26 protein-coding genes and 1 pseudogene are annotated in these 24,214 nt (G+C 67.2%); 9 read left to right on the top strand and 18 right to left on the bottom strand.

The genetic code is table 11. The features are described from left to right. Positions 1-37 precede the first annotated feature (37 nt). The 5 genes from AC1Z3W_RS16265 to AC1Z3W_RS16245 all read right to left on the bottom strand — a co-directional run bounded on the left by AC1Z3W_RS16265 (position 38) and on the right by AC1Z3W_RS16245 (position 3,203). The gene (locus tag AC1Z3W_RS16265) at positions 38-1,471 is read right to left on the bottom strand and encodes an RNA polymerase factor sigma-54 (protein WP_124833409.1); all 1,434 of its coding nucleotides are present in this window, start codon (positions 1,469-1,471) and stop codon (positions 38-40) included. A gap of 304 nt (positions 1,472-1,775) precedes the next feature. Next, the gene (locus tag AC1Z3W_RS16260) at positions 1,776-2,087 is read right to left on the bottom strand and encodes a hypothetical protein (RefSeq protein WP_124833408.1); all 312 of its coding nucleotides are present in this window, start codon (positions 2,085-2,087) and stop codon (positions 1,776-1,778) included. Between the two features lie 51 nt (positions 2,088-2,138). Continuing rightward, positions 2,139-2,450: a hypothetical protein gene (locus AC1Z3W_RS16255; protein WP_124833407.1), complete on the bottom strand. Its 312-nt coding sequence runs from the start codon at positions 2,448-2,450 to the stop codon at positions 2,139-2,141. After that, positions 2,447-2,704, bottom strand: a complete 258-nt coding sequence (locus AC1Z3W_RS16250; RefSeq protein ID WP_483507986.1) for a hypothetical protein — start codon at positions 2,702-2,704, stop codon at positions 2,447-2,449. Before AC1Z3W_RS16250 ends, AC1Z3W_RS16255 begins: the two co-directional genes overlap by 4 nt. A gap of 196 nt (positions 2,705-2,900) precedes the next feature. Beyond that, positions 2,901-3,203 (bottom strand): hypothetical protein, encoded by a 303-nt coding sequence (locus AC1Z3W_RS16245; protein WP_057927069.1) that lies wholly within the window; start codon positions 3,201-3,203, stop codon positions 2,901-2,903. Positions 3,204-3,356: 153 nt separating this feature from the next. On the opposite strand from AC1Z3W_RS16245, the gene AC1Z3W_RS16240 reads away from it, so the two are divergent. From AC1Z3W_RS16240 to AC1Z3W_RS16230, 3 genes are all read left to right on the top strand, one after another. Then, positions 3,357-3,611 (top strand): hypothetical protein, encoded by a 255-nt coding sequence (locus AC1Z3W_RS16240; protein WP_057927070.1) that lies wholly within the window; start codon positions 3,357-3,359, stop codon positions 3,609-3,611. An 85-nt stretch (positions 3,612-3,696) separates the two neighbouring features. Then, complete coding sequence (locus AC1Z3W_RS16235; RefSeq protein ID WP_057927071.1) at positions 3,697-4,128, top strand: CBS domain-containing protein; 432 nt, start codon at positions 3,697-3,699, stop codon at positions 4,126-4,128. Between the two features lie 91 nt (positions 4,129-4,219). Next, entirely contained in the window at positions 4,220-4,702 is a 483-nt protein-coding gene (locus AC1Z3W_RS16230; protein ID WP_124833405.1) for a PRC-barrel domain-containing protein, read from the top strand. 86 nt (positions 4,703-4,788) lie between these two features. Here AC1Z3W_RS16230 and AC1Z3W_RS16225 read toward each other — a convergent pair whose 3' ends face one another. From AC1Z3W_RS16225 to AC1Z3W_RS16210, 4 genes are all read right to left on the bottom strand, one after another. After that, entirely contained in the window at positions 4,789-6,030 is a 1,242-nt protein-coding gene (locus tag AC1Z3W_RS16225) for a type VI immunity family protein (protein WP_483507985.1), read from the bottom strand. A gap of 13 nt (positions 6,031-6,043) precedes the next feature. Next, entirely contained in the window at positions 6,044-7,438 is a 1,395-nt protein-coding gene (locus tag AC1Z3W_RS16220) for a VRR-NUC domain-containing protein (RefSeq protein WP_175825229.1), read from the bottom strand. Beyond that, positions 7,435-10,134 (bottom strand): type VI secretion system Vgr family protein, encoded by a 2,700-nt coding sequence (locus tag AC1Z3W_RS16215; protein ID WP_483507984.1) that lies wholly within the window; start codon positions 10,132-10,134, stop codon positions 7,435-7,437. Before AC1Z3W_RS16215 ends, AC1Z3W_RS16220 begins: the two co-directional genes overlap by 4 nt. 63 nt (positions 10,135-10,197) lie before the next feature. After that, entirely contained in the window at positions 10,198-10,443 is a 246-nt protein-coding gene (locus tag AC1Z3W_RS16210; RefSeq protein WP_057930087.1) for a PAAR domain-containing protein, read from the bottom strand. Between the two features lie 559 nt (positions 10,444-11,002). Here AC1Z3W_RS16210 and tcuC point away from each other — a divergent pair. Then, positions 11,003-12,298: a tricarballylate/proton symporter TcuC gene (tcuC, locus tag AC1Z3W_RS16205; protein WP_483507983.1), complete on the top strand. Its 1,296-nt coding sequence runs from the start codon at positions 11,003-11,005 to the stop codon at positions 12,296-12,298. Positions 12,299-12,355: 57 nt separating this feature from the next. Continuing rightward, positions 12,356-13,138, top strand: a complete 783-nt coding sequence (locus AC1Z3W_RS16200) for a substrate-binding domain-containing protein (RefSeq protein WP_057930082.1) — start codon at positions 12,356-12,358, stop codon at positions 13,136-13,138. 24 nt (positions 13,139-13,162) lie between these two features. Here AC1Z3W_RS16200 and dctA read toward each other — a convergent pair whose 3' ends face one another. From dctA to AC1Z3W_RS16185, 3 genes are all read right to left on the bottom strand, one after another. Beyond that, positions 13,163-14,500, bottom strand: a complete 1,338-nt coding sequence (gene dctA, locus AC1Z3W_RS16195; RefSeq protein ID WP_483508319.1) for a C4-dicarboxylate transporter DctA — start codon at positions 14,498-14,500, stop codon at positions 13,163-13,165. A gap of 56 nt (positions 14,501-14,556) precedes the next feature. Continuing rightward, positions 14,557-15,468, bottom strand: coding sequence for a LysR family transcriptional regulator (locus AC1Z3W_RS16190; protein ID WP_483507982.1), 912 nt, complete (start codon positions 15,466-15,468; stop codon positions 14,557-14,559). A gap of 89 nt (positions 15,469-15,557) precedes the next feature. Continuing rightward, positions 15,558-16,451 carry a LysR family transcriptional regulator gene (locus AC1Z3W_RS16185; RefSeq protein WP_483507981.1) on the bottom strand — a complete coding sequence of 298 codons (894 nt, stop codon included), beginning with the start codon at positions 16,449-16,451 and terminating at the stop codon, positions 15,558-15,560. Positions 16,452-16,663: 212 nt separating this feature from the next. On the opposite strand from AC1Z3W_RS16185, the gene AC1Z3W_RS16180 reads away from it, so the two are divergent. The 4 genes from AC1Z3W_RS16180 (at position 16,664) to AC1Z3W_RS16165 (ending at position 20,472) form a co-directional block, all read left to right on the top strand. Beyond that, entirely contained in the window at positions 16,664-16,924 is a 261-nt protein-coding gene (locus tag AC1Z3W_RS16180; protein WP_124835787.1) for a DUF4148 domain-containing protein, read from the top strand. Positions 16,925-16,970: 46 nt separating this feature from the next. Further along, positions 16,971-18,176: an MFS transporter gene (locus AC1Z3W_RS16175; RefSeq protein ID WP_483507980.1), complete on the top strand. Its 1,206-nt coding sequence runs from the start codon at positions 16,971-16,973 to the stop codon at positions 18,174-18,176. 323 nt (positions 18,177-18,499) lie between these two features. Further along, entirely contained in the window at positions 18,500-19,174 is a 675-nt protein-coding gene (locus AC1Z3W_RS16170) for a UdgX family uracil-DNA binding protein (protein ID WP_483507979.1), read from the top strand. After that, on the top strand, positions 19,171-20,472 hold the full coding sequence (locus AC1Z3W_RS16165; RefSeq protein ID WP_483507978.1) for an Nramp family divalent metal transporter: 1,302 nt from the start codon (positions 19,171-19,173) through the stop codon (positions 20,470-20,472). Before AC1Z3W_RS16170 ends, AC1Z3W_RS16165 begins: the two co-directional genes overlap by 4 nt. 80 nt (positions 20,473-20,552) lie before the next feature. Here the strand turns inward: AC1Z3W_RS16165 and AC1Z3W_RS16160 are convergent, their stop codons facing one another. The 6 genes and pseudogenes from AC1Z3W_RS16160 to AC1Z3W_RS16135 all read right to left on the bottom strand — a co-directional run bounded on the left by AC1Z3W_RS16160 (position 20,553) and on the right by AC1Z3W_RS16135 (position 24,189). Then, a complete protein-coding gene (locus AC1Z3W_RS16160) occupies positions 20,553-21,164 on the bottom strand; it encodes a hypothetical protein (RefSeq protein ID WP_124835783.1) in 612 nt (203 codons plus the stop codon). Positions 21,165-21,223: 59 nt separating this feature from the next. Continuing rightward, positions 21,224-21,835, bottom strand: a complete 612-nt coding sequence (locus AC1Z3W_RS16155; RefSeq protein ID WP_124835782.1) for a DUF4142 domain-containing protein — start codon at positions 21,833-21,835, stop codon at positions 21,224-21,226. A 26-nt stretch (positions 21,836-21,861) separates the two neighbouring features. Next, a pseudogene (locus AC1Z3W_RS16150) lies at positions 21,862-22,017 on the bottom strand (SDR family oxidoreductase); the annotation flags it as partial. 171 nt (positions 22,018-22,188) lie between these two features. Further along, entirely contained in the window at positions 22,189-22,755 is a 567-nt protein-coding gene (locus AC1Z3W_RS16145) for a hypothetical protein (protein ID WP_483507977.1), read from the bottom strand. 67 nt (positions 22,756-22,822) lie between these two features. Continuing rightward, positions 22,823-23,122 carry a DUF2795 domain-containing protein gene (locus AC1Z3W_RS16140; RefSeq protein ID WP_124835780.1) on the bottom strand — a complete coding sequence of 100 codons (300 nt, stop codon included), beginning with the start codon at positions 23,120-23,122 and terminating at the stop codon, positions 22,823-22,825. A gap of 38 nt (positions 23,123-23,160) precedes the next feature. Next, positions 23,161-24,189 carry an SDR family oxidoreductase gene (locus AC1Z3W_RS16135; protein ID WP_124835779.1) on the bottom strand — a complete coding sequence of 343 codons (1,029 nt, stop codon included), beginning with the start codon at positions 24,187-24,189 and terminating at the stop codon, positions 23,161-23,163. Positions 24,190-24,214 lie beyond the last annotated feature (25 nt).

Genomic DNA, 24,214 nt, shown 5'->3' with positions numbered 1-24,214 from the left:
CGCGGCATGCGGGCCGCGCGCGGTTCGGACGGTATCGTCATGCGGCGTCGCGCCGGCGCAGTTCGGCCGGCGGAATCTTCATCGCCTGGCGATACTTGGTCACCGTACGACGCGCAAGAAGGATGCCGCGGCCCGCGAGGTTCTGCGCGAGCGCGACGTCGGACAGCGGCTCGGTGTGGCACTCGGCCGCGATCATGTCGCGGATCAGCACCTTCGCGGCCGCTGCCGAACACACGCCCTTGCCTGCCGCCTCGAGCTTGCGCGGGAAGAAATGCTTGAACTCGAACGTGCCATGCGGCGTGGCCATGTACTTGTTGCCCGTCGCGCGCGACACGGTCGACTCGTGCAGGTCGAGCTCTTCCGCGATGTCGCGCAGCACGAGCGGCTTCATCGCGATCTCGCCGTAGCGGAAGAAATCGCGCTGCCGCGCGACGATGCATTCGCCGACGCGCTGGATCGTGTCGAAGCGCTTCTGCACGTTGCGGATCAGCCAGCGCGCTTCCTGCAGTTGCTGGCCGAGCGGCGAATCGCGCTCGCCGCTCGACTGCGCGAACAGCGTCGCATAGCGTTCGTGCAGCCGCGCACGCGGCAGCACCGCCGGGTTGATCGTCACGATCCATTCGTCGCGCACCTGGCGCACGATCACGTCGGGCACCACGTAGTCACCGCGCGTGCTCCCGTAGTGGTTGCCCGGGCGCGGATCGAGCCCGCGTACCAGCGCGCACGCGGCATGCATCGTCGGCTGGCTGCAGCCGACGCGCCGCTGGATCTCCGCCGTCTCGCGCCGCCCGAGCCGTTCGAGATGCTCGCGCGCGATCGCCTTCGCTTCCGCGAGCGCCGGCGTGCCGGCCGGAATCGCGTCGAGCTGCAGCACCAGGCATTCGGACAGCGAGCGCGCCGCGATGCCCGGGCGATCGAGCATCTGCACGAGCCGCAGCGCGACCGCGAGATCCTGTTCCGACAGCAGCAGCGCCGGATCGGCCGCGACGAGCAGCTCGGCCAGCTCCTGACGCAGGTAGCCGTCTTCGTCGAGCGCGTCGATCACGATGCGCGCGGCCTCGCGGTCGCGCCGGTTCAGCGGATAGAGCCGCAGCGCGTCGTGCAGCTGCTGGTGCAGCGACGGCTCCGCCGCCATCCATTCGCCGGGCGACAGGTCGCCCGCGTCGTCGGCCTGGCGGCCCGTGCCGCGCGGCGCCGGCGCGGCCGTGTACGACACCTCGCCGTCCGGCGGACGCACCTCCTCGCGCTCGGGCGCGGGCTCCGGCGCCGCGGCTTCGGCCGGGTGTTCGGGCGCGTCGGCGGCGGCTTCGTCGTCGCCCTGGCCATCTTCGAGAAATGGATTCGAGTCGAGCGCCTGCCGCAATTCCTGCTGGAATTCGAGCGAAGACAACTGCAGCAGGCGAAGCGACTGCTGAAGCCTCGGCGTGAGTGCCAGATGCTGTCGCATCTGGAGCGCAAGCGTGACTGACATCATTGCCCTCCTGATGGGTGTGCGCAATTCGTGTGTCGGAATCCACGCAGCTTCCATGCCAGCGGGGCAAATCGCCGTCCGGCGCGGTTCTCGCGGGTTCGTACCCCGTCGCGTCGCGCCGTCGGAACCGCTTTTTTACAAGCGGCGGGAAGTTAGGAGGCACGGAATTCGCGCAGGGCCGCACGCGGGCGCCCGGTGCTGCGGCGCATCGCCGTCGCGCAGGCGAACTATTCGTGCGGGCTCACCATCGTGCTCCTGCGCGCGCGTCACGCCGCGCGGCGCGTGATGCGCGCGCTGCGTCCCGTCAGTACAGCGTCGGCGGCGGCGTGCCTGGCATCTGCTGGCCACTCTGCACGCCGTTCGGTCCCGGCGGCGGCACGTCGGCCGCTTCGCCGCCGGTCGCGCCCGGAGGCATCGTGTTGTGCGGCGACGGACGCGTGTCGTAGCGCGTATTCGCGTCCGGCATCGTCGTGGTCGGCGACGCGCCATGGCCGTCGGGCGGCGCCGGCGGCGCGCCGCGCGTGCCGTAGGTGGCCTGCGGTTGCGTGCATGCGCCCAGCGCGCACACGGCGGCGAACGCACAGGTGCCCACGCGTATCGTCTGGATCAGTTTCATCGGAATCCTCCGTGGAATCGGCGGCACCTGCGCCGGCCGTGGCGGCACGGCTCAGAGCCGGTTGAAATGGAAATCGCCCGCATACGCGGTCGGTGCGCGGCGCGCCATCATCGTGTCGAACTCGGCCGCGACGCGCGTCAATGCGCCGCGTTGCCGCTCGACATCGGCCTGTTCGAGCGCCGCGAACGCGTCAGCGTCGAAGGTGACGGTCAGCGACGCCGGATGGCCGTCGACGCGAAAGCCGAAATGCAGTGCGCCGGCCGGCTGCTCCTCGACGTGGAACGGCATCGCGCGCGCCTCGAAATGGCGGCCGAGCGTTTCGGCCACATCGCGCAACATGCCGGGTTTCACGCTGATGCTCATCGTGGGCCCTCCGTGGATCGGGTGAACGCCACTGGCGGAATGCCCGTCGGCGGCACGTGGATCGGCGGTTCCCGCGTCGGCGGCTCGCGTTCCGGCGGCGGCTGCTCCGGCGGGTCGCCCTCCGGGTCGTGATACGGTTCCGGCGTGCCGGGCGGCAAATCGTCCGGCGCGGGCGGCTCGGGGTCCGGGTTGACGTCGGGCACCGGCGGCTCGGGCCGGTGTAGCGACTGGGTGCGGTGCGGGTTCATGGGCATGCGATCGTTGCGGTGTCCTCACGGGATCGGATCAGTTACGCGGCGCGCCTGCGCCGCTCGATGATCTACCGAACACATGGGCCGCAAGGTGCGTGCCGTCCGTGTACGGCGCCGTCACGCGCTGGCGCACATGCCGAAGCGCGGTGCGCCGTGCCTTCGCTACACCGCGCGCTGCAATTCTTTCAAGGGCATCGCGCTACGCTTCGTACGCGGCCATCACGAGCCACAGCTCGTGGTCGTCGTCGCGCACGCGCGCGGCGAGCGCATACGGATCGGCCGGCTCGCACGCGCGCTGCAGCGCGAACCGCGCCGGCTCGGTCGAGCCGAACGTCTCATCGAGCGGCCGCACATCGGCTTTGCCTTCGAACATCCGACGATCGGGCCGGTAGATCAGCGGCTCCTGTTTCCATGCGCTGAAATGGCTCTTCACCGAGTCGAACCCGCCGCCGCATACGTTGACTTCGTAGCGCACCCCAGGTCGCCGTTTTGGAATCGTCATCGTGCCTCCCGCTTGATCTGCGTGTGTGTGCGGCGCGCTGCGCCGCGCGTTGTCGTGTCACCCGCCGCAGCGGCAAGTCGCGTGCCGCCTGAACGCAGCGGGCATGGCCGTTGCGTGATCAGCGCGTCATCGTCACCGACACGGAGGCTTGCCATGAAGGATTCGACCCGGTCCGGCCGCGACGCGCCGGCGCACGAACGGCATCCCGACCCGTCATCGCCGCTGAAGCAGCAGGACCAGACGAAGACGCGCCACTCGGAGCGTCATATCGACAAGCAGCTCGAGGACACGTTCCCCGCAAGCGATCCGCCCGCCACCGGCGGCGTCACGCGCATCGAGCCCGACACGCCCCCGGGCACGCACGACGACGGCCCGTGGCAGGACCCGGCCAGGCGCCGCGACGAATGACGTCGCGCTCGACAGACACCCCGTGCCGAACGGCACGCCGCTTGCTGAACCGGACGGCCCCGCTTCAACCCGCAAGGAGGATTTCATGCATCGCGTCAACGAAATCATGTCGCAGGACGTCGTGCACATCGCGCCCACCGACTCGATCCGTCATGCAGCGCAACTGATGGAGCGCTACGACATCGGCGCGCTGCCCGTGTGCGACAACAACCGGCTGATCGGCATGGTCACGGACCGCGACCTCGCTGTGCGCGCGATCTCGGCCGGCAAGTCGCCGGAAACGCGGATCCACGAAGTCGCGTCGGCTCCGATCGAATGGTGTTTCGAGGACGATTTGCTGGACGAGATCCAGCACTACATGGCCGACGCGCAACTGCGCCGCCTGCCCGTCGTCGATCACGACAAGCGCCTCGTCGGCATGCTGTCGCTCGCGGACATCGCGACGCGCACGGCCGGCCCCGCGCGCGACGACGTCGCGAACACGCTCGAGGGCGTATCGCAACCGAAGCGGACGTGACGGGGCGATCCTCGCCCCGCCCCGACCACCCGCGCGACCCGCAGGGCCCATCCCGGGCACGGTCGCGCTCCATGCAGCCTGGAGGACAACCATGCAGACTCCCGATCAAGGACGGACCCGCATCATCGGCAAGGGCGCCGCGACGGCAGCGGGCCCCGGCCCCGACGTGATGGCAGCCGACACGCTTGAAGGCGACAAGGTCTATACGACCGATGGCGACGACGTCGGCAAGATCAAGGACATCATGCTCGACGTGCGCTCGGGCCGCATCGCGTACGCCGTGCTGTCGAGCGGCGGCCTGCTCGGCATCGGCGACAAACTGCTCGCGATCCCATGGAGCGCGCTCACGCTCGATACCGAACGCAAGTGTTTCCTGCTGTCGGTATCGTCCGAGCGGATCAAGAACGCCCCCGGCTTCGACAAGGACCACTGGCCGGCGATGGCCGACCCGCAATGGGCCGAGCCGCTGCACGAGTACTACGGCAGCGCGCCGTACTGGAGCGCGGGCGACGAGCTCGGGCTGACCGATCCGACCGAGGAATTGAACGATCCGCGCACGCGCGGGCATCATTGACCGGTCACGATTTGGTTTGGCGGTGGTTTAGCCGACGGGCCCCGCGGATGCGGGGCTTTTTTTGGGCAGATTGCCGATCTACACGATCAGCCGTCCGCCTCGCGCAGATACCACCTCACCGCCCCTTGCCGGGTTGTTTCTGGCCCTGGCATCGGTTCGCCTTCCTTCAGCCGCTCCGTGCGCTTCAGGAACGGGCTAAACCAATCTCCGTCACGCGGGCACGGCTGGCCCGGATAGGCTCGCAGCACCCTTCCACCCGACGGCTGCGGTGCCTGCGGGGGCGGGGAAATGGCGGGTTCATCCATCACTGGCCCAGACGGGAATGCAATCGGCTCAACCGGGCGCGGCGGCCAGATACCCGGTGCGTCGAACCGGCGCAGCCACTCGTTCGACGACATCTCGTCGAATCGAACTTCACCCACGATCGAGCCCATATGCAAGCAACGCAATTCGGGCACGCGTATTGGCTTCAAGAGCCGGTTCGCGGCCACATAGGCGGCCGGCTGCGGATCGCGCTCCGTCCAACCCAGCGACGGCCATTCGCCCGCCTTCACCATCACGCCGTTTGCGTAATCGATCAGCGATAGTCCGTTCGCCGCCTCGTCTTGGACTGCCCGTTCCAGCGCTTCCCGGCCGCCCAGTTTCTCTAGCCAGCTTCGGTGCAGGATCGTGTACCAGTTCACGCTCTTGATGCCTTCACGCAGTTCGTCGTGGGCCAGTGGATCACCGACGTCAAACCCTAGAAACTGCTCGGCTTGCTCAAATTCGAGATTCTCATAACGGTGGAACTCGTCGCATTGCTGAAAGCCCAGTCCGGCGTGACCATGTAACACGGGCAGCCGCATCGCCAATTCCGCCAGTAGCTTCTCGAAGGCCGCCCGGCCGTCGCCGCGCAGCACTTCGACGGGCAAATAGATTTGGAGGTAAGAAAGGTCTTTCCACGCCTCTTCCTTCAGGCTCATCTGCGAAAATCCTCGCATCCCCCAATCGCCGACGAAGTCATAACCCTGCCCCGACGACCACGTGAATTGGACAACATGGGTAGGTGGTTGCGTGCGCACTGATTCCGCAAATGCCGAAAAGCGCTCGGGCGTGTATTTGCCCCTCTTGCGCGGATGCTCCCAATAGCCCCAATGCAACCGCCGCCCCATGATTTCTTCTAGCCGCCGCATCACCCCGGCCAGCTCCGACCGGTTCGCTTGCGCATACGACTTCAGCAGGTAGAACACGATCACCAGCCCACCCTGCAACACGACCTTGTCCGGATCGTCCTCAGACCCGTAAGTGAAGTGCCACTTCGCCGCGTCCCATTCCTCAAAGAATTCCATGTTTCCTCTCCTCTTAATCCGACAGATACAACACGCGCACCGTCAGGTTGTGCCTCAGCATGTCCAGCATCCGCAGCGCGTCCTGCGTCATCCTTGGGGCCATGTTGTCGCTTGTTGGCGGCGTCTGTGCCGCTGCGTTATAGATCGCGGCATTGGCTGCCGCCGCCGTCACGGCAACCTTCCCGATCGGGAAACGCGCCAGTGTCTGCGCTCCGTGTCCAACCAATTCCACCGCACCGCCCAGTTCACCCGCAGCGCCGGCAAGCGCACCGGCTCCCGCAAGCGCCGCGCCGGCCGCCGCGCCCGCCAGCGGCGCACCGAGAATCAGCGTCAGTTGTTCCCGCAAGCGTCGCCGCTCCGCCTCCTCGCGTGCGGCCCCCTGCGAATCGTAGCTGTGCAACTCCGCCAGATATCGATGGTCATCAATCCGGCGGGCACCGTTCCCGAATACCCGCCGCACCGCCTGCTGCTCGGCCTCCATGTCTTGCAACAGCATGGCCGACTGAGGCAATTGCGCATGAAACTCTTTGAGCCGCTCCGGCGAGGTCACACCGCCCTCGACCGTGCGAAACACCGGCTCCGACTTACGCGCCTTATCCAGCCATTCTCGCCGTCGGCGCGGCGTCTTGCAGACCTTCGTTTCCAGTAGCCGAAATTTATTCCGATTGTTGTTCACAATCTTGTAGTAATCTCGCGTCTGCTCCGGCGTCAACGCGTCCCCCTCGAACTTGATTTCGATCAGGTAAGCAATGTTGTCGGCAGCAAACCGGGCTGATCCCGTGCGCCCCTTGTAGTCATGCAAACGAATTACGTCAGGAATGCGAAGCAACCCCGGTATCTTCGGCCGATCCATCGCCGTCCAGTCCCACCCCGTATCGGCGGAGCGCACCAGCCGATATGCTTCGCGTACCTCGTCAGGCGACAGGTTGTCCTCCAGATACGCAGTCGTCACCAGCGGCTCCGCCAAACCGATCTGCACCCACGGCAACGTGCCCGCATCGATGCCCGCCTGGAACGCCACGCGCCGCCGGATGATCTCGTAGCGCGATAGCGGCATGGTTGACGGCCGGAACGGCTCGCTGCAGCTCATGATGGCCTCGGGCGGCCGCCCACCGGCAGGCAGCATGTCGAAGCCGACCTCACCCCAATACGGCCATTGCCAGCGGCTTCCCTTGCTGTCGTAGTGCACCCAGCGCGACACCTGCCGCTGGCACAGCGCACGCCCCCGTGCATCGCGCATCGGGAACCGTTCCGCGAAGCCCGCTTTCTGGCACAGATACCAAAGGTCCATCGGGTTCTCGACGGGCAACACCGTGCCGGCTGCGTCCGGCCGCTTCGTCTGGCTACCCTTGCCGAGTTTCGGCACGTTCGGCGCTTGCTTGCGGGGCGGAGGGGTTGTATTTGTCATGATTGGCTCGCTCCCGTTTCACTGATGCGCGCAAAATCCAGCTTGTATTCCGCTTCGTCGTCCCAATACCGCGCCCGCACAAAATCCGCCGCGTCATCGGGCAGCGCCTCGCAATGCACGGGCGCAGTCGATTCCGCATAGGCCGTCACGGTATGTCCCTGCGCATTGGTGCGCCCCTCGACCACACGACCATCCGGATGCGTCAATTGATAAGCGCAGTCGGGCAGCGCCTTGCCCGCTCGATCCCGGAGGGTGTAGAACTCTTCGAAATCCGCACCGGGCATCCCCGGAAACGGCTTCGCGACCGACTCCGGGCCGAACGTTTGATGACTGCCTGCATAGACCGTGTGCTCGCCGGCCGTCCGCACCACGTAACCCTGATCGCTGATGCGAACCTCCGTACTGCCGGCGTGCAGCACGATTTCCTCTGCCGCATGCAGGTGGATACTGTCGGCCGTGCTCGTGATCCGGATTGCCTTCTTGGCGGTTACGTCGATACCATCGGTCCGCGCCTCGATGCGCACTTTCCCCGCTGCGGCGACGAGCGCCATGCCCGCCTTGTGCACGAACAGAGAGAACGCATTCGACACGCTCGCGAACAGCGAACGCCCCACGGCGATCCCGACATGCCGGCCGCTCGTGACCGCCACATCCTCTCCGCTCGCGATATGGGCGCTACGCTCGGCCGCGAAACTGATCCCCGCCGGCCCGGCCATCACAATGTCCGGTTCCGTCAGCTCCGGGAAGTCATCCGCGCCGCCGGACGGTGTTCCCCGAATCGCATCGTTACGCGCCTTGATCGCACGGGTGACGTCGCTCTGGTCCGCATCACGTTGTTGTGCGTCGTGCTGTTGCGCCAAATTCGTCAGGCTTTCCTGCAGTTCGCGCGCCTGCGTCAGCCGGCCGACGGCCTCTTTGGCGTCCTTCGCGTGGCCAGGACCGCCCGGTTGACCGTCCGTCGACACAAGCAAACCCTTCAACGCTCGCACCACGCCCCAATCGTCGGTGCGAAGGTCGAAGCCTTTGCCGCGCGCATCGGCACGTCCCTTTTTTCGCGTAATGCGCCGGATGTTGCCGAGACTGAGTTGCGACGTACCGGCATCGCTCGCAATCTGCGTCTGGATTTGTTCCCGCGTATCGTCGATCGCGAGATGGCCGGATGCAGTGCCGTGGAATTCCTTGCCGCGCAGCACCGACAGCGCATGATTGTGCGGCAGGTCCAGCACGGGCTGGCGGAACGCGTTGACGGCACTGCCGATAATCACCGGCAAATCCGGGTCGCCGTAGTAATGCGACACGGCCACTTCATGGCCGATACGCGGCAGGAACGTCGTGCCCATGTCCACGCCTTGCCACGGCGACAGCACGCGCAGCCAGATACCCGAATGCTCGTCGTGCCGGCCCTGCCGATCCCATTCGAACTGCACCTTCACGCGACCGTATTGGTCGGTCCAGATTTCCTGCCCGGCGGGGCCGACGACCGTTGCTTTCTCAGGCCCGCTCAGGACGGGCTTGCGGACGCTGCGTACCAGTCGGAACGGTTCGTTCGTCGGCAACAGTTCGAACTGCGCATCGACGCGATACGTCTGCGCGCCGCCGGTCCGCCCCACGACTTCCTCAATGTCGAGCACGCACGATACAACGAGGTATTCACGATTCGCCGCCTGCTGCGGATAGCCGGTCAACGTAAAGGTGTATCCGATCGTCAGGCCACGCAGATTCCCTTTCCCGTTCGCGCGCCGCCCCGTGCAACGCTGCGCCTCAAGTTGAACGTTTGCGAAGTGGTGCGATTCACGAGCCGTATCGTTCGGCTGGCCCGTGAGCCCTTGCGCGCCCGCGAGCGGCTGACTGTAATCGCCCCAACCGTATAGCTCGCCGTCGGCGCTTGCGGTCGGGCGAGGGTTTTCCACCGTGGTCGCCAGATCGGCGCGCGGGCGCGTGTAGTCGTAATCCGTCACGGTCACGCGTCCGGGCGTCAGGCGGCTGGTCACGGACAGCGTGTGAATGTGTTCCTCGTCGATATGCTGACCATCGGGCGGCAGATAGCGCAGCGTCTCGTACGCCGCACCGTGCGGATGATGGCCACCCATCGTGTCGCACAGAACCAGACGATGATGGCCGCCGTCGTGCTCGAACCACCACCAGATTCCCCATTCTTCCCAGAGGCGTTGCAGAAATGCCCAGTCCGATTCAAACGCCTGTCGCTGCACATCGCGTGTCGGATAGACGCCCCGGAATGCGCCCAAGCGCTTATCGACGGGATAGGGGTATTTCGAAAGCACCGCGTCGGTGATTTCAACGACGGTCATATCCTGGAACAGGCGGCAATCCTGCGTCAGCGTTGCTCGATAGAGCCACGGGCGTAGTTCCAGTTCGTACAGAATCGAGTCGCGATCCTGACCGGCGATCCGGGCCGCTTCGACCAGCCCGGTGATCTCGCGCGTGCCTGCGCCGATGTTGCCAAGTCCGGCGGCGCCGGCCAGCCCCGAAATGAACCGCCCTTTGCCTTCGAGCTGGATCGACACCGTTACTTCCGTGCCGACTATCTTGTCCAGATCGAGATCGGCCGTGCGACTGGGGGAGACCGCATAGGCGTCGTCGGTTCGCAACGTGACGAGATAGCGGCATGCATCGAGACGGCCGATGGTTTCGGTGCCTTGCAACCGCACTGGAACGAAGACCGGCAACGCATCCATCCCATAGGTCGGCAGCGCTGCGCCGGCGAGTGACAGCGTGCGAGCCTGAGTAAACTTTGCCATTTACTCCGCTCCTGTTGTTCGCTGACCGATGACGGTCGCACCGCAACCGGTCTTGTCACCGTGATAGCCGACACGCCGGCCGCGATGTGTGCGCGAACCACTTGCCAGTAGTGGAAACACGCCGCCGCATCGGTGGCACCTCACCGCGTGGCCTTCCAGCGCAACGGCAATCCCCATATGCTTCAAATCGCCGGCCGCCTCGATGACTTCGCCGCCGTGATCCGTGGCATCGCCCAAGCGGATCATGTCCTGTCCGTGCTGGTCTTTCACGCGTCCTCCTGTTTGTCACAAAGAGATGTATGCGATGCCCTTGCGGCATCCTGCGATACGAGCGGAAAAACTCTACAGCGGTTCGGCCAAGCCCTTTCTCAAAATTGGATTGCGTCGACTTCAAGCAAGGGGAGGGGAAAGGAATTGCGCGGAATCGCAACAATGAGCCGAGCGGGGCATTTGTTCCACGCACCCGCATCGAGCATGTCCGTCTGGACACGAGCCATATCGGTCTCGGTGCGATATTTCTCGTCGCGCGACGATCGTCGGCGGCACGGCCGGCGTCGCCTGTCGCCTGCTCTACGCGAGACAGTCGCAGCGCGGCATGGGTGATCGGGCATTTCCTTGCTGACGCCGCCATTCAGCCCGTGCGCGCCCCACGGAATCCTTCTGCCGGAGCCCAGCCCATTGATAACCAAACAACATCAATCCTTCCAAAATTCGCACTTATCGTTTCCCCGTCTCCGGGCGACCATTGCCGAAACGACAATCAACCGCTCCCCGCGTACTTCCCCGATTCCCTGGAGACACCCAGATGCACCCCTCGCCCACCCTTTCGACCGGACGCTCGAAGGCCGCCGCGGTATTCCGCGTGACGGCCGGCAACTTCCTCGAGCAGTTCGACTTCTTCCTGTTCGGCTTCTACGCAACGCAGATCGCGGCCGTGTTCTTTCCCGCCGCGAGCGAGTTCGCTTCGCTGATGATGACGTTCGCGGTCTTCGGCGCCGGCTTCCTGATGCGGCCGCTGGGTGCGATCGTGCTGGGCGCGTACATCGACGACGTCGGCCGTCGCAAGGGCCTCATCGTCACGCTGGCCATCATGGCGAGCGGCACCATCCTGATCGCGTTCGTGCCGGGCTACGCGACGATCGGCCTGCTCGCGCCCGCGCTCGTGCTGATCGGGCGGCTGCTGCAAGGCTTCTCGGCGGGCGCCGAACTCGGCGGCGTGTCCGTCTATCTCGCCGAAATGGCCACGCCCGGCCGCAAGGGCTTCTTCACGAGCTGGCAGTCCGCCAGCCAGCAGGTCGCGATCGTCGTCGCGGCCGGCCTCGGCTTCGCGCTCAATCACTGGCTGAGCGCGTCGGCCATCGCCGCGTGGGGATGGCGCGTGCCGTTCTTCGTCGGTTGCATGATCGTGCCGTTCATCTTCATGCTGCGTCGCAACCTCGAGGAAACGCAGGAATTCAACGCGCGCCGGCATCGTCCGGGCATGAAGGAAGCCTTCGTTACGCTGGTGCGGAACTGGGGCGTCGTGGTCGCCGGCATGATGCTGGTCGCGATGACCACCACGAGCTTCTACCTGATCACGGTCTACGCGCCGACCTTCGGCAAGACGGTCCTGCACCTGAGCACCGCCGACAGCCTGCTCGTGACGCTGTGCGTCGGCGTGTCGAACTTCGTGTGGCTGCCGATCGGCGGCGCGCTGTCCGATCGCATCGGCCGCCGGCCGCTGCTCGTCGGCATGACGCTGCTCGCGATCGCGACCGCGTATCCGGCGCTGTCGCTGCTCGCTCACGCGCCGTCGTTCGTCCACATGCTGCTCGTGCTCCTGTGGCTGTCGTTCATGTACGGGATCTATAACGGCGCGATGGTCGTCGCGCTGACGGAAGTGATGCCGGCGGAGGTGCGCGTCGCAGGCTTCTCGCTCGCCTACAGCCTGGCGACGGCGGTGTTCGGCGGCTTCACGCCCGCGATCTCGACCGCACTCATTCACCTGACCGGCGACAAGGCCGCACCGGGCTACTGGATGAGCCTCGCCGCGGTGTGCGCGCTGCTGGCGACCTTCGCGCTCTATCGCCGCCAGCCGGTGACGCTGACGCCGGCGCACTGAAGCCTCATGCAGAACAACCTGCCCCGACTCCGCACGACCCAGACTACGACCACGACCATGAAAAACCTGCTCCTGAAACTGGGCGCGACCGCACTCGTCGCCACCTCCGCCGTCGCCGCGAACGTGCAGGCCACCGAGCTGCACGTGATGAGTTCGGGCGGCTTCACCGCCGCCTACAAGCAGCTCGGCCCGCAGTTCGCGTCACGCACCGGCAACACGCTCGACACCGCGCTCGGCCCGTCGATGGGCAAGTCACCCGAAGCGATCCCGAACCGGCTCGCGCGCGGCGAGCCGGCCGACGCCGTGATCATGGTCGGCTACGCGCTCGACGATCTGATCCGGCAAGGCAAGGTGATCGCCGGCTCGCGCGTCGAGCTGGCCGATTCGCGCATCGGCATGGTCGTGCGCGACGGCGCGGCAAAACCCGACATCAGCACCGCCGACGGCCTCAAGCAGGTTCTGCTGCATGCGAAATCGATCGCCTATTCGGACAGCGCGAGCGGCGTCTATATCGAGCGCGAGCTGTTCAGGAAGCTCGGCATCGAGGATCAGGTGAAATCGAAGGCGAAGATGGTCCCGCGGATTCCCGTCGCGTCCGTGGTCGCGAACGGCGACTACGAGATCGGCTTCCAGCAGGTGAGCGAACTGCTGCCCGTGAAGGGCGCGACCTTCGTCGGCAAGATCCCCGAATCGCTGCAGTCCGTCACGCGCTTCGCCGCCGGCGTTCCCGTCGGCGCGCAACATCCGAAGGAAGCGAAGGCGCTCCTTGACTATCTCGCGTCGCCCGACGTGCAGGCGGAAGTGAAATCGACCGGGCTGGATTCCGTTTCCGCTCATTGAGCACGAACCCCGGGAAGGCGTGCGTCAGACAGCCTTCCCGTCGCGGCCGGCATCGACATCGGCCCCGACATCGGCGGCATCGTCGGCGCCGTTCGGGCCTGCGGGCCCGGCCGCACTCAGCACCCGTGCGAGACGCGCACGATCGCACGCCCCTTCCCACGACGACACGAAGATCACCGCGCACGCATTGCTGATCACGCTCGTCAGCGCCCGCGCCTCCGACATGAAGCGATCGATGCCGACCAGAAGCGCGACGCCGGCCATCGGCAGGTCGGGCATCACCGCGAGCGTCGCGACGAGCGCGACGAGCCCGCTGCCGGACACGCCGGCCGCGCCCTTCGACGTCAGCAGCATCAAGGCCAGCATCGCCGCGATTTGCGGCGCGGAAAGCGGCACGTCGCACGCCTGCGCGATGAACAATGCCGCGAGCGTCAGGTAGATCGCGGTGCCGTCCAGGTTGAACGAGTAGCCGGCCGGCAGCACGAGCCCGACGACACCCTTGTCGCAACCCAGCGCCTCCAGCTTGACGATCAGCCGCGGCAATACCGGCTCCGTGGACGACGTCGCGAGGACGATCAGCAACTCCTCGCGCAGGTAGCGCAACAGCCGCCACAGCGCGAAGCCGTGCAGCCGTGCGAGCGGCGCGAGCACCAGCGCGACGAACAGCACGCAGGCCACGTAGAACGACGCCATCAGTCGCGCGAGCGAGCCGACCGAGCCGATGCCGAAGCGGCCCACCGTGAACGCCATCGCGCCGAATGCGCCGAGCGGGGCGAGCCGCATGATCATCGCGAGCACGCGAAAGACGACCTGCGCGACACCGTCGATCAGCGCCAGCACGGGCCGCCCGGCCTGTGGAGACGCATTCAGCGAAAAGCCGAACAGCAGCGACAGCAGCAGCACCGGCAGCACCTCGCCCGTCTGGAACGCGCCAAGCATCGTGTCCGGGATCACGCTCAGCGCGAACTCGACGAGCCCGTGCGGTTGCGCATGCTGCACGTATTGCGCCACGATGCTCGAATCGAGATGGCGCACGTCGACGTGCATGCCGGCGCCGGGCCGTAGCACGAACGCGGTGACGAGCCCGAATGCGAGCGCGGCGGCGGTCAGCAGATAGAACAGCACCAGCGCGCGGACGATCGTGCGTCCGATGGCTTTTCCGTTCGTGAGCGACGTGATGCCCGAGACGATCGTGCAGAACACGATCGGCGCGATCATCATCCGCACGAGATCGACGAATGCATCGCTGAGCGGCTTGAGCAGCGCGCCCGCCGATGGCCACAAATGGCCGACGCCCACGCCGAGCACCATCGCCAGCAGAACCTGTACGTAGAGCGAACGAAGCGGTGTTGCCAGCTTCACGATGCGATCTTCCTCGATGTTCCTGTCGGGTTCGTCGTATGCATCGCCTGGACGCGTCACTTCGACGTGTCGCCGCCGCGCTTCGCGTCGACGACCGCCCGGTGAAATTCCTCCGCGGCCGGCGTCAGCGGGCGTCCGCGCCGTTTCACGATGCCCACCCGGCGCTTGACCACCGGTTCGACGAGGGGCACGCTCGTGAGCAGCGGATGGTCATTGCCGGGCATCGCCATCGACGGCACCGCGGCGACGCCGAGCCCCGCCTCGATCAACCCGAGCATCGTCGTCACGTGGCGCGTTTCGCACACGCTCGGCGCACGCGGCGCGACGGCCGTCAGCGCCTGGTCGAGCAACAGGCGGTTGCCGGAAGTCTTGTCCACCGACACATACTCGTATTCGTAAAGCTCGTTCCAGGTCACGCGCTTCTTGCGCGCGAGCGGATGATCGCGCCGGCACGCGGCAACGAACCGCTCCTGCAGCAGCAGCTTGAACTCGACCTCGGGCTCCTGGCTGCCCATGAAACTCACGCCGAAATCGGCCTCGCCGCTGATGACGGCACCGAGCACCTCGTTCGCGCTCGCATCGAGCAGCTTGACCCGGATGCGCGGAAAGCGGCGATGATAGCTCGCGATCACGTTCGGCAGGAAGTAGTACGCTACCGACGGCACGCACGCGATCGTCACGTGGCCGAGGCGGCTCGACGAAACGTCGCGGATGCCGAGCAGCGCGACGTCGAGGTCGTCGAGCAACTGCTCGGCGCTCGGCGCGAACACGCGGCCGACCGTGGTCAGCGTGACGCTGCGCGTGGTGCGCTCGAACAGGCGCACGCCGAGCGCTTCCTCCAGTTTGTCGATCCGGCGGCTCAACGCAGGTTGCGAAATGCTGATCGCGTCGGCGGCCTTGCGGAAGCTGCCGAGCTCCACGACCGCGCGAAACGCCTGCAAGTCGGTCAAATCGAAGTTGATTCCCACGGGCCCGGTCTCCGCATCTCAGATGCCGCGTATTTTGCATGATCCGGGCACGCGCACCCAGCCCGGAGATGCCCGGCTCCCACGCCCCGCTACGCGCGATGGCGCAACGCATCGATCACGATCGAGAACGCGCGCGATGCCTGGCGGCGGCTCGGATAGTACGCGTGATAGCCGGGAAAGACCGGGCACCAGTCCGGCATCACGATCCGCAACTTCCCGCTGCGCACGTGGTCGAGCACGATGTCCTCGGTCACGAACGCAATCCCGAACCCGTCGAGCGCCGCCTGCACCAGATGCGGTTGCGTATTGCAGGTGATGCGGCCGTTCACGCGCGCCTGGATCGCATTCCGGCCTTTCTTCAGCTCCCACGCATAGATGCCCTTCGCGGTCGCGAGCCGCAGCGTCACGCAATCGTGATCGAGCAGGTCCTGCGGCGTCTTCGGCGGCTTGCGGCCATCGAGATAGGCGGGCGACGCGACCATCGCCATCCGGATGTCCGGGCTGATGCGCACCGCGATCATGTCCTTCGCGACCTGGTCGCCATAGCGCACGCCGATGTCGTAGCGCTCCTCGACGATGTTCGACAGCCCGTAGTCGACCGACAGCTCGACGCGGATGTCGGGGTAATCGGGCAACACCTTCCTGAGCCTCGGCCAGATGATCGTGTCGATCGGATGCTCGGTGGCCGTGATCCGCACGACGCCGGCCGGCTTGTCCCGGAAATCGGACACCGCCGCGAGCTTCATCTCGATCTCGTCGATGCGCGGCGCGACGGCCTGAAACAGTTCCTCGCCCGCTGCGGTCGTCGACACGCTGCGCGTCGTGCGCGTCAGCAGCCGCACGCCGAGGCGCGTTTCGAGATCGCGCACGGTCTGGCTCAGCGCCGATTGCGACACGCCGAGCCGCGCCGCCGCACGCGTGAAGCTCCGGTCGCGCGCCACGGCGAGAAACACGAGCAGATCGTTGAGGTTTTCGCGCGGCATGTCGGGCGGCTCCTGTCGAAACGGACGCCCATCCTAGCACCGACACCGCCCCGCGCGGCCTGCGCCGATTCATCGGCCCAGCTTATAAGTCCAAGCGTGCGGCGCTACTTAATCGATCGGCGGCGGCCCGATAGACTGCGAAGCCTTCAGGTTCCCCAGCGACTGTAGCCGGTCTCGGGAATCGTCCACGCATGCTTCCCGGAATCCATCTCGTGAAATCCCTTCTTCGCCTTTTCGTCGTCGCACTTGCCGTTTCCAGCCCGTTGCTCGCCCATGCGCAGGGCCTGACGCGCGCGCAGGTGCGCGAGGACATGATCCGCTACCAAGCCGCCGGCTTCAATCCGGCGCGCGCCAATCCGCGCACGTGGGTCGACGATGTGCAAGCCGCGTCCATGCGCGTAACGGCCGCACGCGATGCCGACGGTCGCGCTCAGATGGCCGGTCGCGGCACGGCCGGTGCCCGCTGCGACTAACGCGCGCCTGCGGCGCGACTCCACCCGACCCACCCCGACTTCAACGATGCAAGCCGTTTCCCCTTCCGATCGCGGCCACGCGCCCGTCCACACCGCCGCATGGGGTGCCGTCCTCGCGATGGCGCTCGGCGCGTTCGCGCTCGTTGCGTCCGAATTCATGCCGGTCAGCCTGCTGACGCCGATCGCGAGCGACCTGCATGTCAGCGAAGGCCAGGCGGGCCAGGCCATCTCCGTGTCCGGCGCCTTCGCGCTCGTGACGAGCCTGTTCATCGCGTCGCTGGCCGGAAGGCGCGACCGCAAGCGGCTGCTGCTCGTGCTGACGCTGGTGATGATCGTTTCCGGAACGGTCGTCGCATTCGCGCCGAACTACCTCGCGTTCATCGCGGGACGCGCACTGATCGGTGTCGCGATCGGCGGCTTCTGGTCGATGTCGGCCGCAACCGCGATGCGGCTGGTGCCCGATGCCCAGGTGTCGCGCGCGCTGGCAATCGTGAACGGCGGCAATGCGCTCGCGACCGTCGTCGCGGCGCCGCTCGGCAGCTTGCTCGGCGGCATCGTCGGCTGGCGCTGGGCGTTCTTCTGCGTCGTGCCGGTCGCGGCGATCGCGTTCGGCTGGAAGCTCGTGAGCCTGCCGCCGATGAAAGCCGCGTCACACGCAGCGCCCGGCAACGTGGTGAAGCTGCTCGGCCGCCCGCCGGTCGCGCTCGGCATGGTCGCCGTCAGCCTGCTGTTCATGGGGCAGTTCGCGCTGTTCACGTACCTGCGGCCGTTCCTCGAAACGGTGACGCACGTCGACCATGCCGCGCTGTCGCTGATGCTCCTCGCGATCGGCGTGGCCGGGCTCGCGGGGACGATCCTGATCGGCGCGTTCCTCGAGAACGGCCTCTATCGCACGCTCGTCGTCACGCCGCTGCTGATGGCGGCGATCGCCGTCGCGCTCGTCTGGTGCGGCGCGTCGAGCGCGGCGACCGCGGGGCTGCTCGCTCTGTGGGGCCTGACCGGCACGGCCGCGCCGGTTGGCTGGTGGACGTGGCTCGCGCGCACGCTGCCGCACGACGCGGAAGCCGGCGGCGGGCTGATGGTCGCGGTCGTGCAGCTCGCGATCGCGCTCGGCGCGACGACGGGCGGCGTGCTGTTCGACCTGCACGGCTATCGCGCGACGTTCGCGATGAGCGCGGTGCTGCTCGTCCTCGCTGGCGTGGTGGCGTTCGCGGCCGGACGCGCCGCGGCACCGCGCGTGGCCGGCGGCTGAGCGGCGCCAGGTGCTCCGCTTCGATACCGTTTTACAAGCTCCGTGTAATGCGCCCGTCCGGGCGCGCGCCACAGCTGCACGTCGTCATCGGCCGGATCGTCGCCGAAGAGTGGTTTGCATCGCGTTTCTCCCTGTAACCGGATGCGGCCCCGACGCACACCGCGCGTCCATATCGACTGCATGCGGCATGCCGGTTGCTGCATGTCGTCGATATCGTCGATACGGGAGCCGTCGATGCGTGCACTGCCGATGTTCCGACCCGGCTTGACGCTGAATCCACCGGCAACGCACCGACAAGCGCGCGGCTGCGCCGGAGGGGCCACATGACGCAGCGCGCGCCGCTAAAGCCTGCCACGGCCGAGGCCGCCACCGACGACGATGCGCCGGCCACGCTCGACGCCTGCCGCCGCTGCGGGCTGTGGGAACACGCGACGCAGCCGGTGCCGGGCGTGGGGCCCGCCGATGCGCGGATCGTGCTGGTCGGCGAGCAGCCGGGCGACCAGGAGGACCGCACTGGCATCCCGTTCGTCGGCGCGGCGGGCCGCATGCTCGATCGCGCACTCGACGAGGCCGGCATCGAGCGCAGGTCCGTCTATCTGACCAACGCGGTCAAGCACTTCAAATGGGAACCGCGCGGCAAGCGGCGGCTGCACAAGACGCCCGCGCAACGCGAAGTCGCAGCGTGCCGCTACTGGCTCGAACGAGAACTCGATACGCTGACGCCGCGCGTGATCGTCGCACTCGGCGCGACGGCGCTGCGCGCGGTGCTGCAGGACAACGACGCGACGCTGGAGGACACGCGCAAGCCGGTTCGCTCGCCCGAGGGCTGTCTCGTCGTCGCGACCTATCATCCGTCCTACGTGCTGCGCACGCGCGGCGCCGATTCGCGCGAGCATGCGTACCGGACGCTCGTCGATGCACTGCGCACCGCGTCGCGCCTTGCGCGCGGCAACGGCGGCAATGGCAGCAACGGCGGTACGCACGGAGACGCCGAATGAGCGACCTGCGCCAGGACGACGCATCGCGCGATCCCCCCGCCGCCAGGCCGTGGTACCAACGGCTCGGCCCCGGCCTGCTCGCGGGCGCGTCCGATGCCGATCCGAGCAACGTCGCGGTCTACGCGCAGGCCGGCAGCCAGTTCGGCTTCCACATGCTCTGGATGATCGTCGTCACGCTGCCGATGATGGTCGTCGTGCAACTCGCGTCGGCGTTCGTCGGACGCACCAACCGCGAAGGCCTCGTCGCGGGCATCCGCGAGCACTTCTCCGATCGCGTCGCCAAAACCCTGATCGTGATGGTCGTGATCGTCAACGTCGTGAACGTCGGCGCCGATCTCGCCGCGATGGGCGACGCGACCACGCTCGTCGTCGGCGGCCGCAGCTACTGGTATGCGCCCGTCTACGGCCTCGCGTCGCTCGCGCTGCAGATGCTGCTCTCCTACGAACGCTACGCGCGCTGGCTCAAGTGGATGACACTCGGCCTGCTCGCCTATGTGCTCGAACTCGGTTTCGTGCGAATCGACTGGCGCAGCCTGCTGCATGCGATCGTGCTGCCGCACGTCGCGTTCACGCACGCTTATGCGACGACGGCGGTCGCGGTGCTCGGCACGACGCTGAGCCCGTACCTGTTCGTGTGGCAGGCCGCGCTCGAAGTCGAGGAAACCCAGGCCGAGCGCCGCAACGGCGACACCGCGTGCGCCCCCGGCGCGCGCCGCGAGACCGAGCGGCGCATCACGTTCGACACCTGGATCGGGATGATCGTGACCAACGCCGTGTCGTTCTGCATCATGGCGATCGGCGCGGCGGTGTTCTTCACGCACGGAAGGCACGACATCGGCTCCACCGCACAAGCCGCCGAGGCGCTGCGGCCGATCGCCGGCGAAGCGGCGTTCCTCGTGTTCGCGTTCGGCATCGTCGGCTGTGGGCTGCTGGCGATTCCCGCGTTCGCGGGCAGCGCCGCGTACGGCTGCGCGGAGGCATGGCGGTTCCGCGAAGGCCTGAACGAGCCGGTGCGCCGCGCGCCCGCGTTCTATGCGGTGCTGGCGGCGTGCGTGATCGTCGGCATCGCGATCTGTTTCAGTCCGGTCAATCCGATCAAGGCGCTGTACTGGAGCGCGGTGCTCAATGGCGTCGCGGCAGTGCCGATGCTCGTGCTGGTGATGCTGCTGTCGCAGCGGCGCGATGCCGCCGGCCAGCCGGGCAGCGGGATCGCATCGAAGGTGTTCGGATGGCTTGCCGTCACGCTGATGGCGGCGTCGGTGGTCATGATGGCCGTGGATGTACTCACCCGACTTTGACGACATCGTTGTGTACGCAACCGTTAAAAAGGCAACCTGGCGTGCCGCGCGCGGCACGCCAGGTTGCCGGCCCTGCGCGTTTACATCATCTTGCCACGCGAACGTTCGGCACGCGCCGCATCGGCCGCCGACTCGACCTTCTTCACTTCCTCCGGCGGCGGCAGCACGGCCTTGAAGCCCATCGACTCGATCCACATCTCGCGCGCCCAGCCGCGGGTGTGATACAGGTGATGGTCCTCGTCGGCCTCGACTTCATCGTGCGCGGCCTTCAGCGCCTTCGCCGCGTCGCCATCGCGCAACTGGTCGGCCGCATAGCCGATCAGCTCCCAGTTCAGGTGGTCCTTGGTCTCGGCGAGCACCACGCACTCGGCCGCGACGACCTGCGCGACCGCCGGGTCGGCCTGCTTCTTCGCCTGCTCGATCACCTGGACGAGCGACTTGCCGGTCGCCGCCACCGCGGCACGCCCCGGCGACTGCGTATCCGGATCGAGGCCGAGCGTGTCGAATACCTTGCGCAGCACTTCCTGGTGATGCATCGTCTCGCGGTGGTACTTCTCCCATTCCTTGTGCAGATCCTCGTCGGTCGCGCACTGGAGCGCGGCCTCGTAGAGCTTCGCGCCGCCAAGCTCGGTCTCGTAAGCCTGGCAGAGCAGTTCGAGGATGCCTTCGTGCTTCGATTGCCGTTGGGCCATGACTGCCTCTCCGAAAAAACGGGCCGCCCGAGCGGCCCTGGGGTTGAAGCGGGCGCGTGTTACTGCGCACCCACCTTGCGCTGGAGTGCCTCTGCCATGCTCAGGTGGTGCTTGAGCGTCGGCAGCGTGGATTTCGCGAACGCGCGCAGCTGCGCGTCCTTGCCGTCGCGCGCCTCGCCTTCGAACAGCGCGACCGCCTTCTGGTGCGCATCCGGGCCGACCGCCGCGACGTACGCAGCATCGAAGTCGTGGCCGCGCTTGCCGCGCAGCGCTTCGACGTCCGGATCCGCGATCTGGTCGACCTGCGGTTTCATGCCCTTGCGCAACGCGATCTCGGTGAGCTTCGCGTTCGCCTTGCCGTGATCGGCGACCATGCGTTCAGCGAATGCGCGCACGTCCGGCGACTGCGCCTGCTTCAGCGCGAGCTGGCTCGCCTGCACCTCGGCCTTGCCGGCGATGGCGGCCTTGTCAACGAATTCGGCGTCGCCGCTCTGCGGGGCTTTCACGATGCCCGGATCACCGGCAGCGGCGCCCGACGACGGATTGATCACGCCACCCGGCACGTGCGAATTCGATGCGGGCGGCTCGCTCGGCATCTGGGCATGCGCGAGTCCCGACACGGCGAGCATGCCCGCGGCGAGCGCCGCGATCGTCCAGTTGGGTTGTTTCATGCGCTTTCTCCTTGTGGGGGGAATCGTCACCCGCCGACGATCGAGCCGCCGTTCGGATGCAAGGTCTGTCCCGTCATGTAGCTCGCGCCTTCCGCTGCGAGCAGCACGTAGCAGCCGATCAGCTCGTCCGGCTGCCCCGGCCGCTTGAGCGGCACGTTCGAACCGAACTTCGATACCTGCTCGGCTGCTGCTGGGGCGGCGGGGTCTTTGCCGTGATCACGCGTTCATCCTTGAACCGGTGTCCGCGAATCGGCGCAAGCAGCGTGCCGTGCGCGGCCCGCCGGCCCGTGCACGGTTGCACGGACCGTGCCGCACGCCGCGTTGCAAACGCATGCAGAAACGAAACAGCGCGCTCAGCGCGGGCTGCCCTGCGTGGTGCCGTCCGGCCGGCGCACCGGATCGAAGTCGCGCCATTCGCCGTCGTGCCAGTCGCCTTCGACACGCTCGATCGATTGCGCGCCGGTCGCGCGCAGCACGCCTTCCGCGGTGGCCGCGGTCGTCGCCGTCACGCGTGCGGCCAGGATCACGCCGGATTCGCTCTGCGCGAGCATGCCCTTGCCTTCAGCCTGCTCGCCGCGCATCCGGCCGAGCGCGCCGCCGAACGCGCCGAGATACGCGCCGGCGAGCGCGCCGGCGGCTGGCACGAACCAATAGCGCAGGCCGAGCGCATAGACGATCAACCCGACGATCGCGCCGATCAGCAGCCCGCGCAGCGCACCGACCATCGCGCCGCGGCCGCCCGGCTTCGCGGCCGTATCGGCATACACGTCGCCGCCGATCGGGAAGCGCGCGTGCTGGCCGCCCGGGTTCAGGAAGAAGATCGACACGTCATCCGGGCCGAACGCGCGCTCGTAAAGGTGGCGCGCCCCACCTTCCGCTTCATCGAGCGTCGTGAAGCGGCCTGCGACGATCATCGCCATGCTCGTGCTCCTCGTGACGGTGAGGCGCCGTGCACGCGACGGCGCGCACGGCGCGACGCGGCGGCACTCACCTCAGCCGCCCGAGTTCCTTCGAGACCGATGCCGGCGTCGCGTATTCGCGATCGGGAATCTGCCGCAGCATGTCGAGCACGCCCGGGTCCGCATGCGAGCGTTCCGCGCACTGCACGACGTCCGACTTGCTCGCCGGATAGTCCATTCCCTTCAGCGCCTTCTGCACGTCGACCGGGCTCGGCGCCTTGCCATGCCCCGTCTGATGGCCGCCCTTGTCGTGGTCCTGCTGCGTGCGCTCGCCTTCGTGCGCGCGCGCGTGGCTGTATTCGTGGCCCGTATGTTGTCGGGATGACATGAAAACCTCCTTCGAATGAAAAACGGAAAGGCATGCGATCACGTCGACGCGCGGCGCGCGCGCGCGAGCGCGGCGACCACCAGCGCCGCCGCGCCCAGCGCGAGCGCGCCCGCGACCTTCGGCCGCTGCACCATCGCGTTGTACGCGCAACCGCGCAGCACGGGTCCGTCCATCCCTTCGCGCTCGTGCAGCGCGTGGCGCGACTCGTACAGCGCGTTGTCGTCGCGCGGTCGCGCCGGGCGCACCGTGCGCTGGCCGCGCGAGAACAGCGTGGCCGCGACGCGATCGAACAGCCGCGGCGCGTGATACGCACTGGCCGACGTGAACTTCGCGGCGCCGCCGACGAACAGCGTGCGGCGCGGATGCGCGGCCGCGAACAGGATCGCGTCGGCGACGAGGTCCGGGTCGTAGATCGGCGGCGGCAGCTTCGCCTCGACGTTCATGTAGTTCTTCGCGTGCATCACCAGCATCGTGTCGATCGCGGCCGGCTTGATCAGCGTGACGGATACGGGCAGACGATCCGACTCCAGCTCGAGCCGCAGCGAATCGGTGAAGCCCTTCACCGCGTGCTTCGACGCCACGTACGCGCTTTGCAGCGGCACCGGTGCGTCGGACGCCTCGCTGCCCATGTTGATGATCGCGCCGCCGTGGAAATCGCTCTTGCGCCGGAAATGGTCCGACGCGACGAGCGAGCCGTGCACGACGCCCCAGTAGTTGGTATCGAACAGCCGGCGCTGATCCTCGAGCGGCACCGCGGCCGCCGTGCCGAAAATCGATACGCCCGCGTTGTTGATCCACGTATCGAAGCCGCCATAGGTATCGGCCGCCTTCGCGGCCGCGCGCTGCAGATCCTCGACGTTGCCGACGTCGCCGGCGACCGGCACCGCGAGGCCGCCATGCTGGCGGATTTCCTCGCATAGCGTGTTCAGCGCGTCCTCGTTGCGCGCGAACAGCACCAGCTTCGCACCGCGCCGTGCCGCCTTGCGCGCGGTGACGAGGCCGATGCCGCTCGTGGCGCCCGTGATCACGATCGTCTGCTCGCCGACCGGTTTGAGCATGCAGTTCATCTCACTGGACTCCTTCTACGGCGCC

The organism is Burkholderia sp. 10_S31 (assembly GCF_056930375.1).
This window is presented reverse-complemented; position numbering and strand designations above follow the sequence as displayed.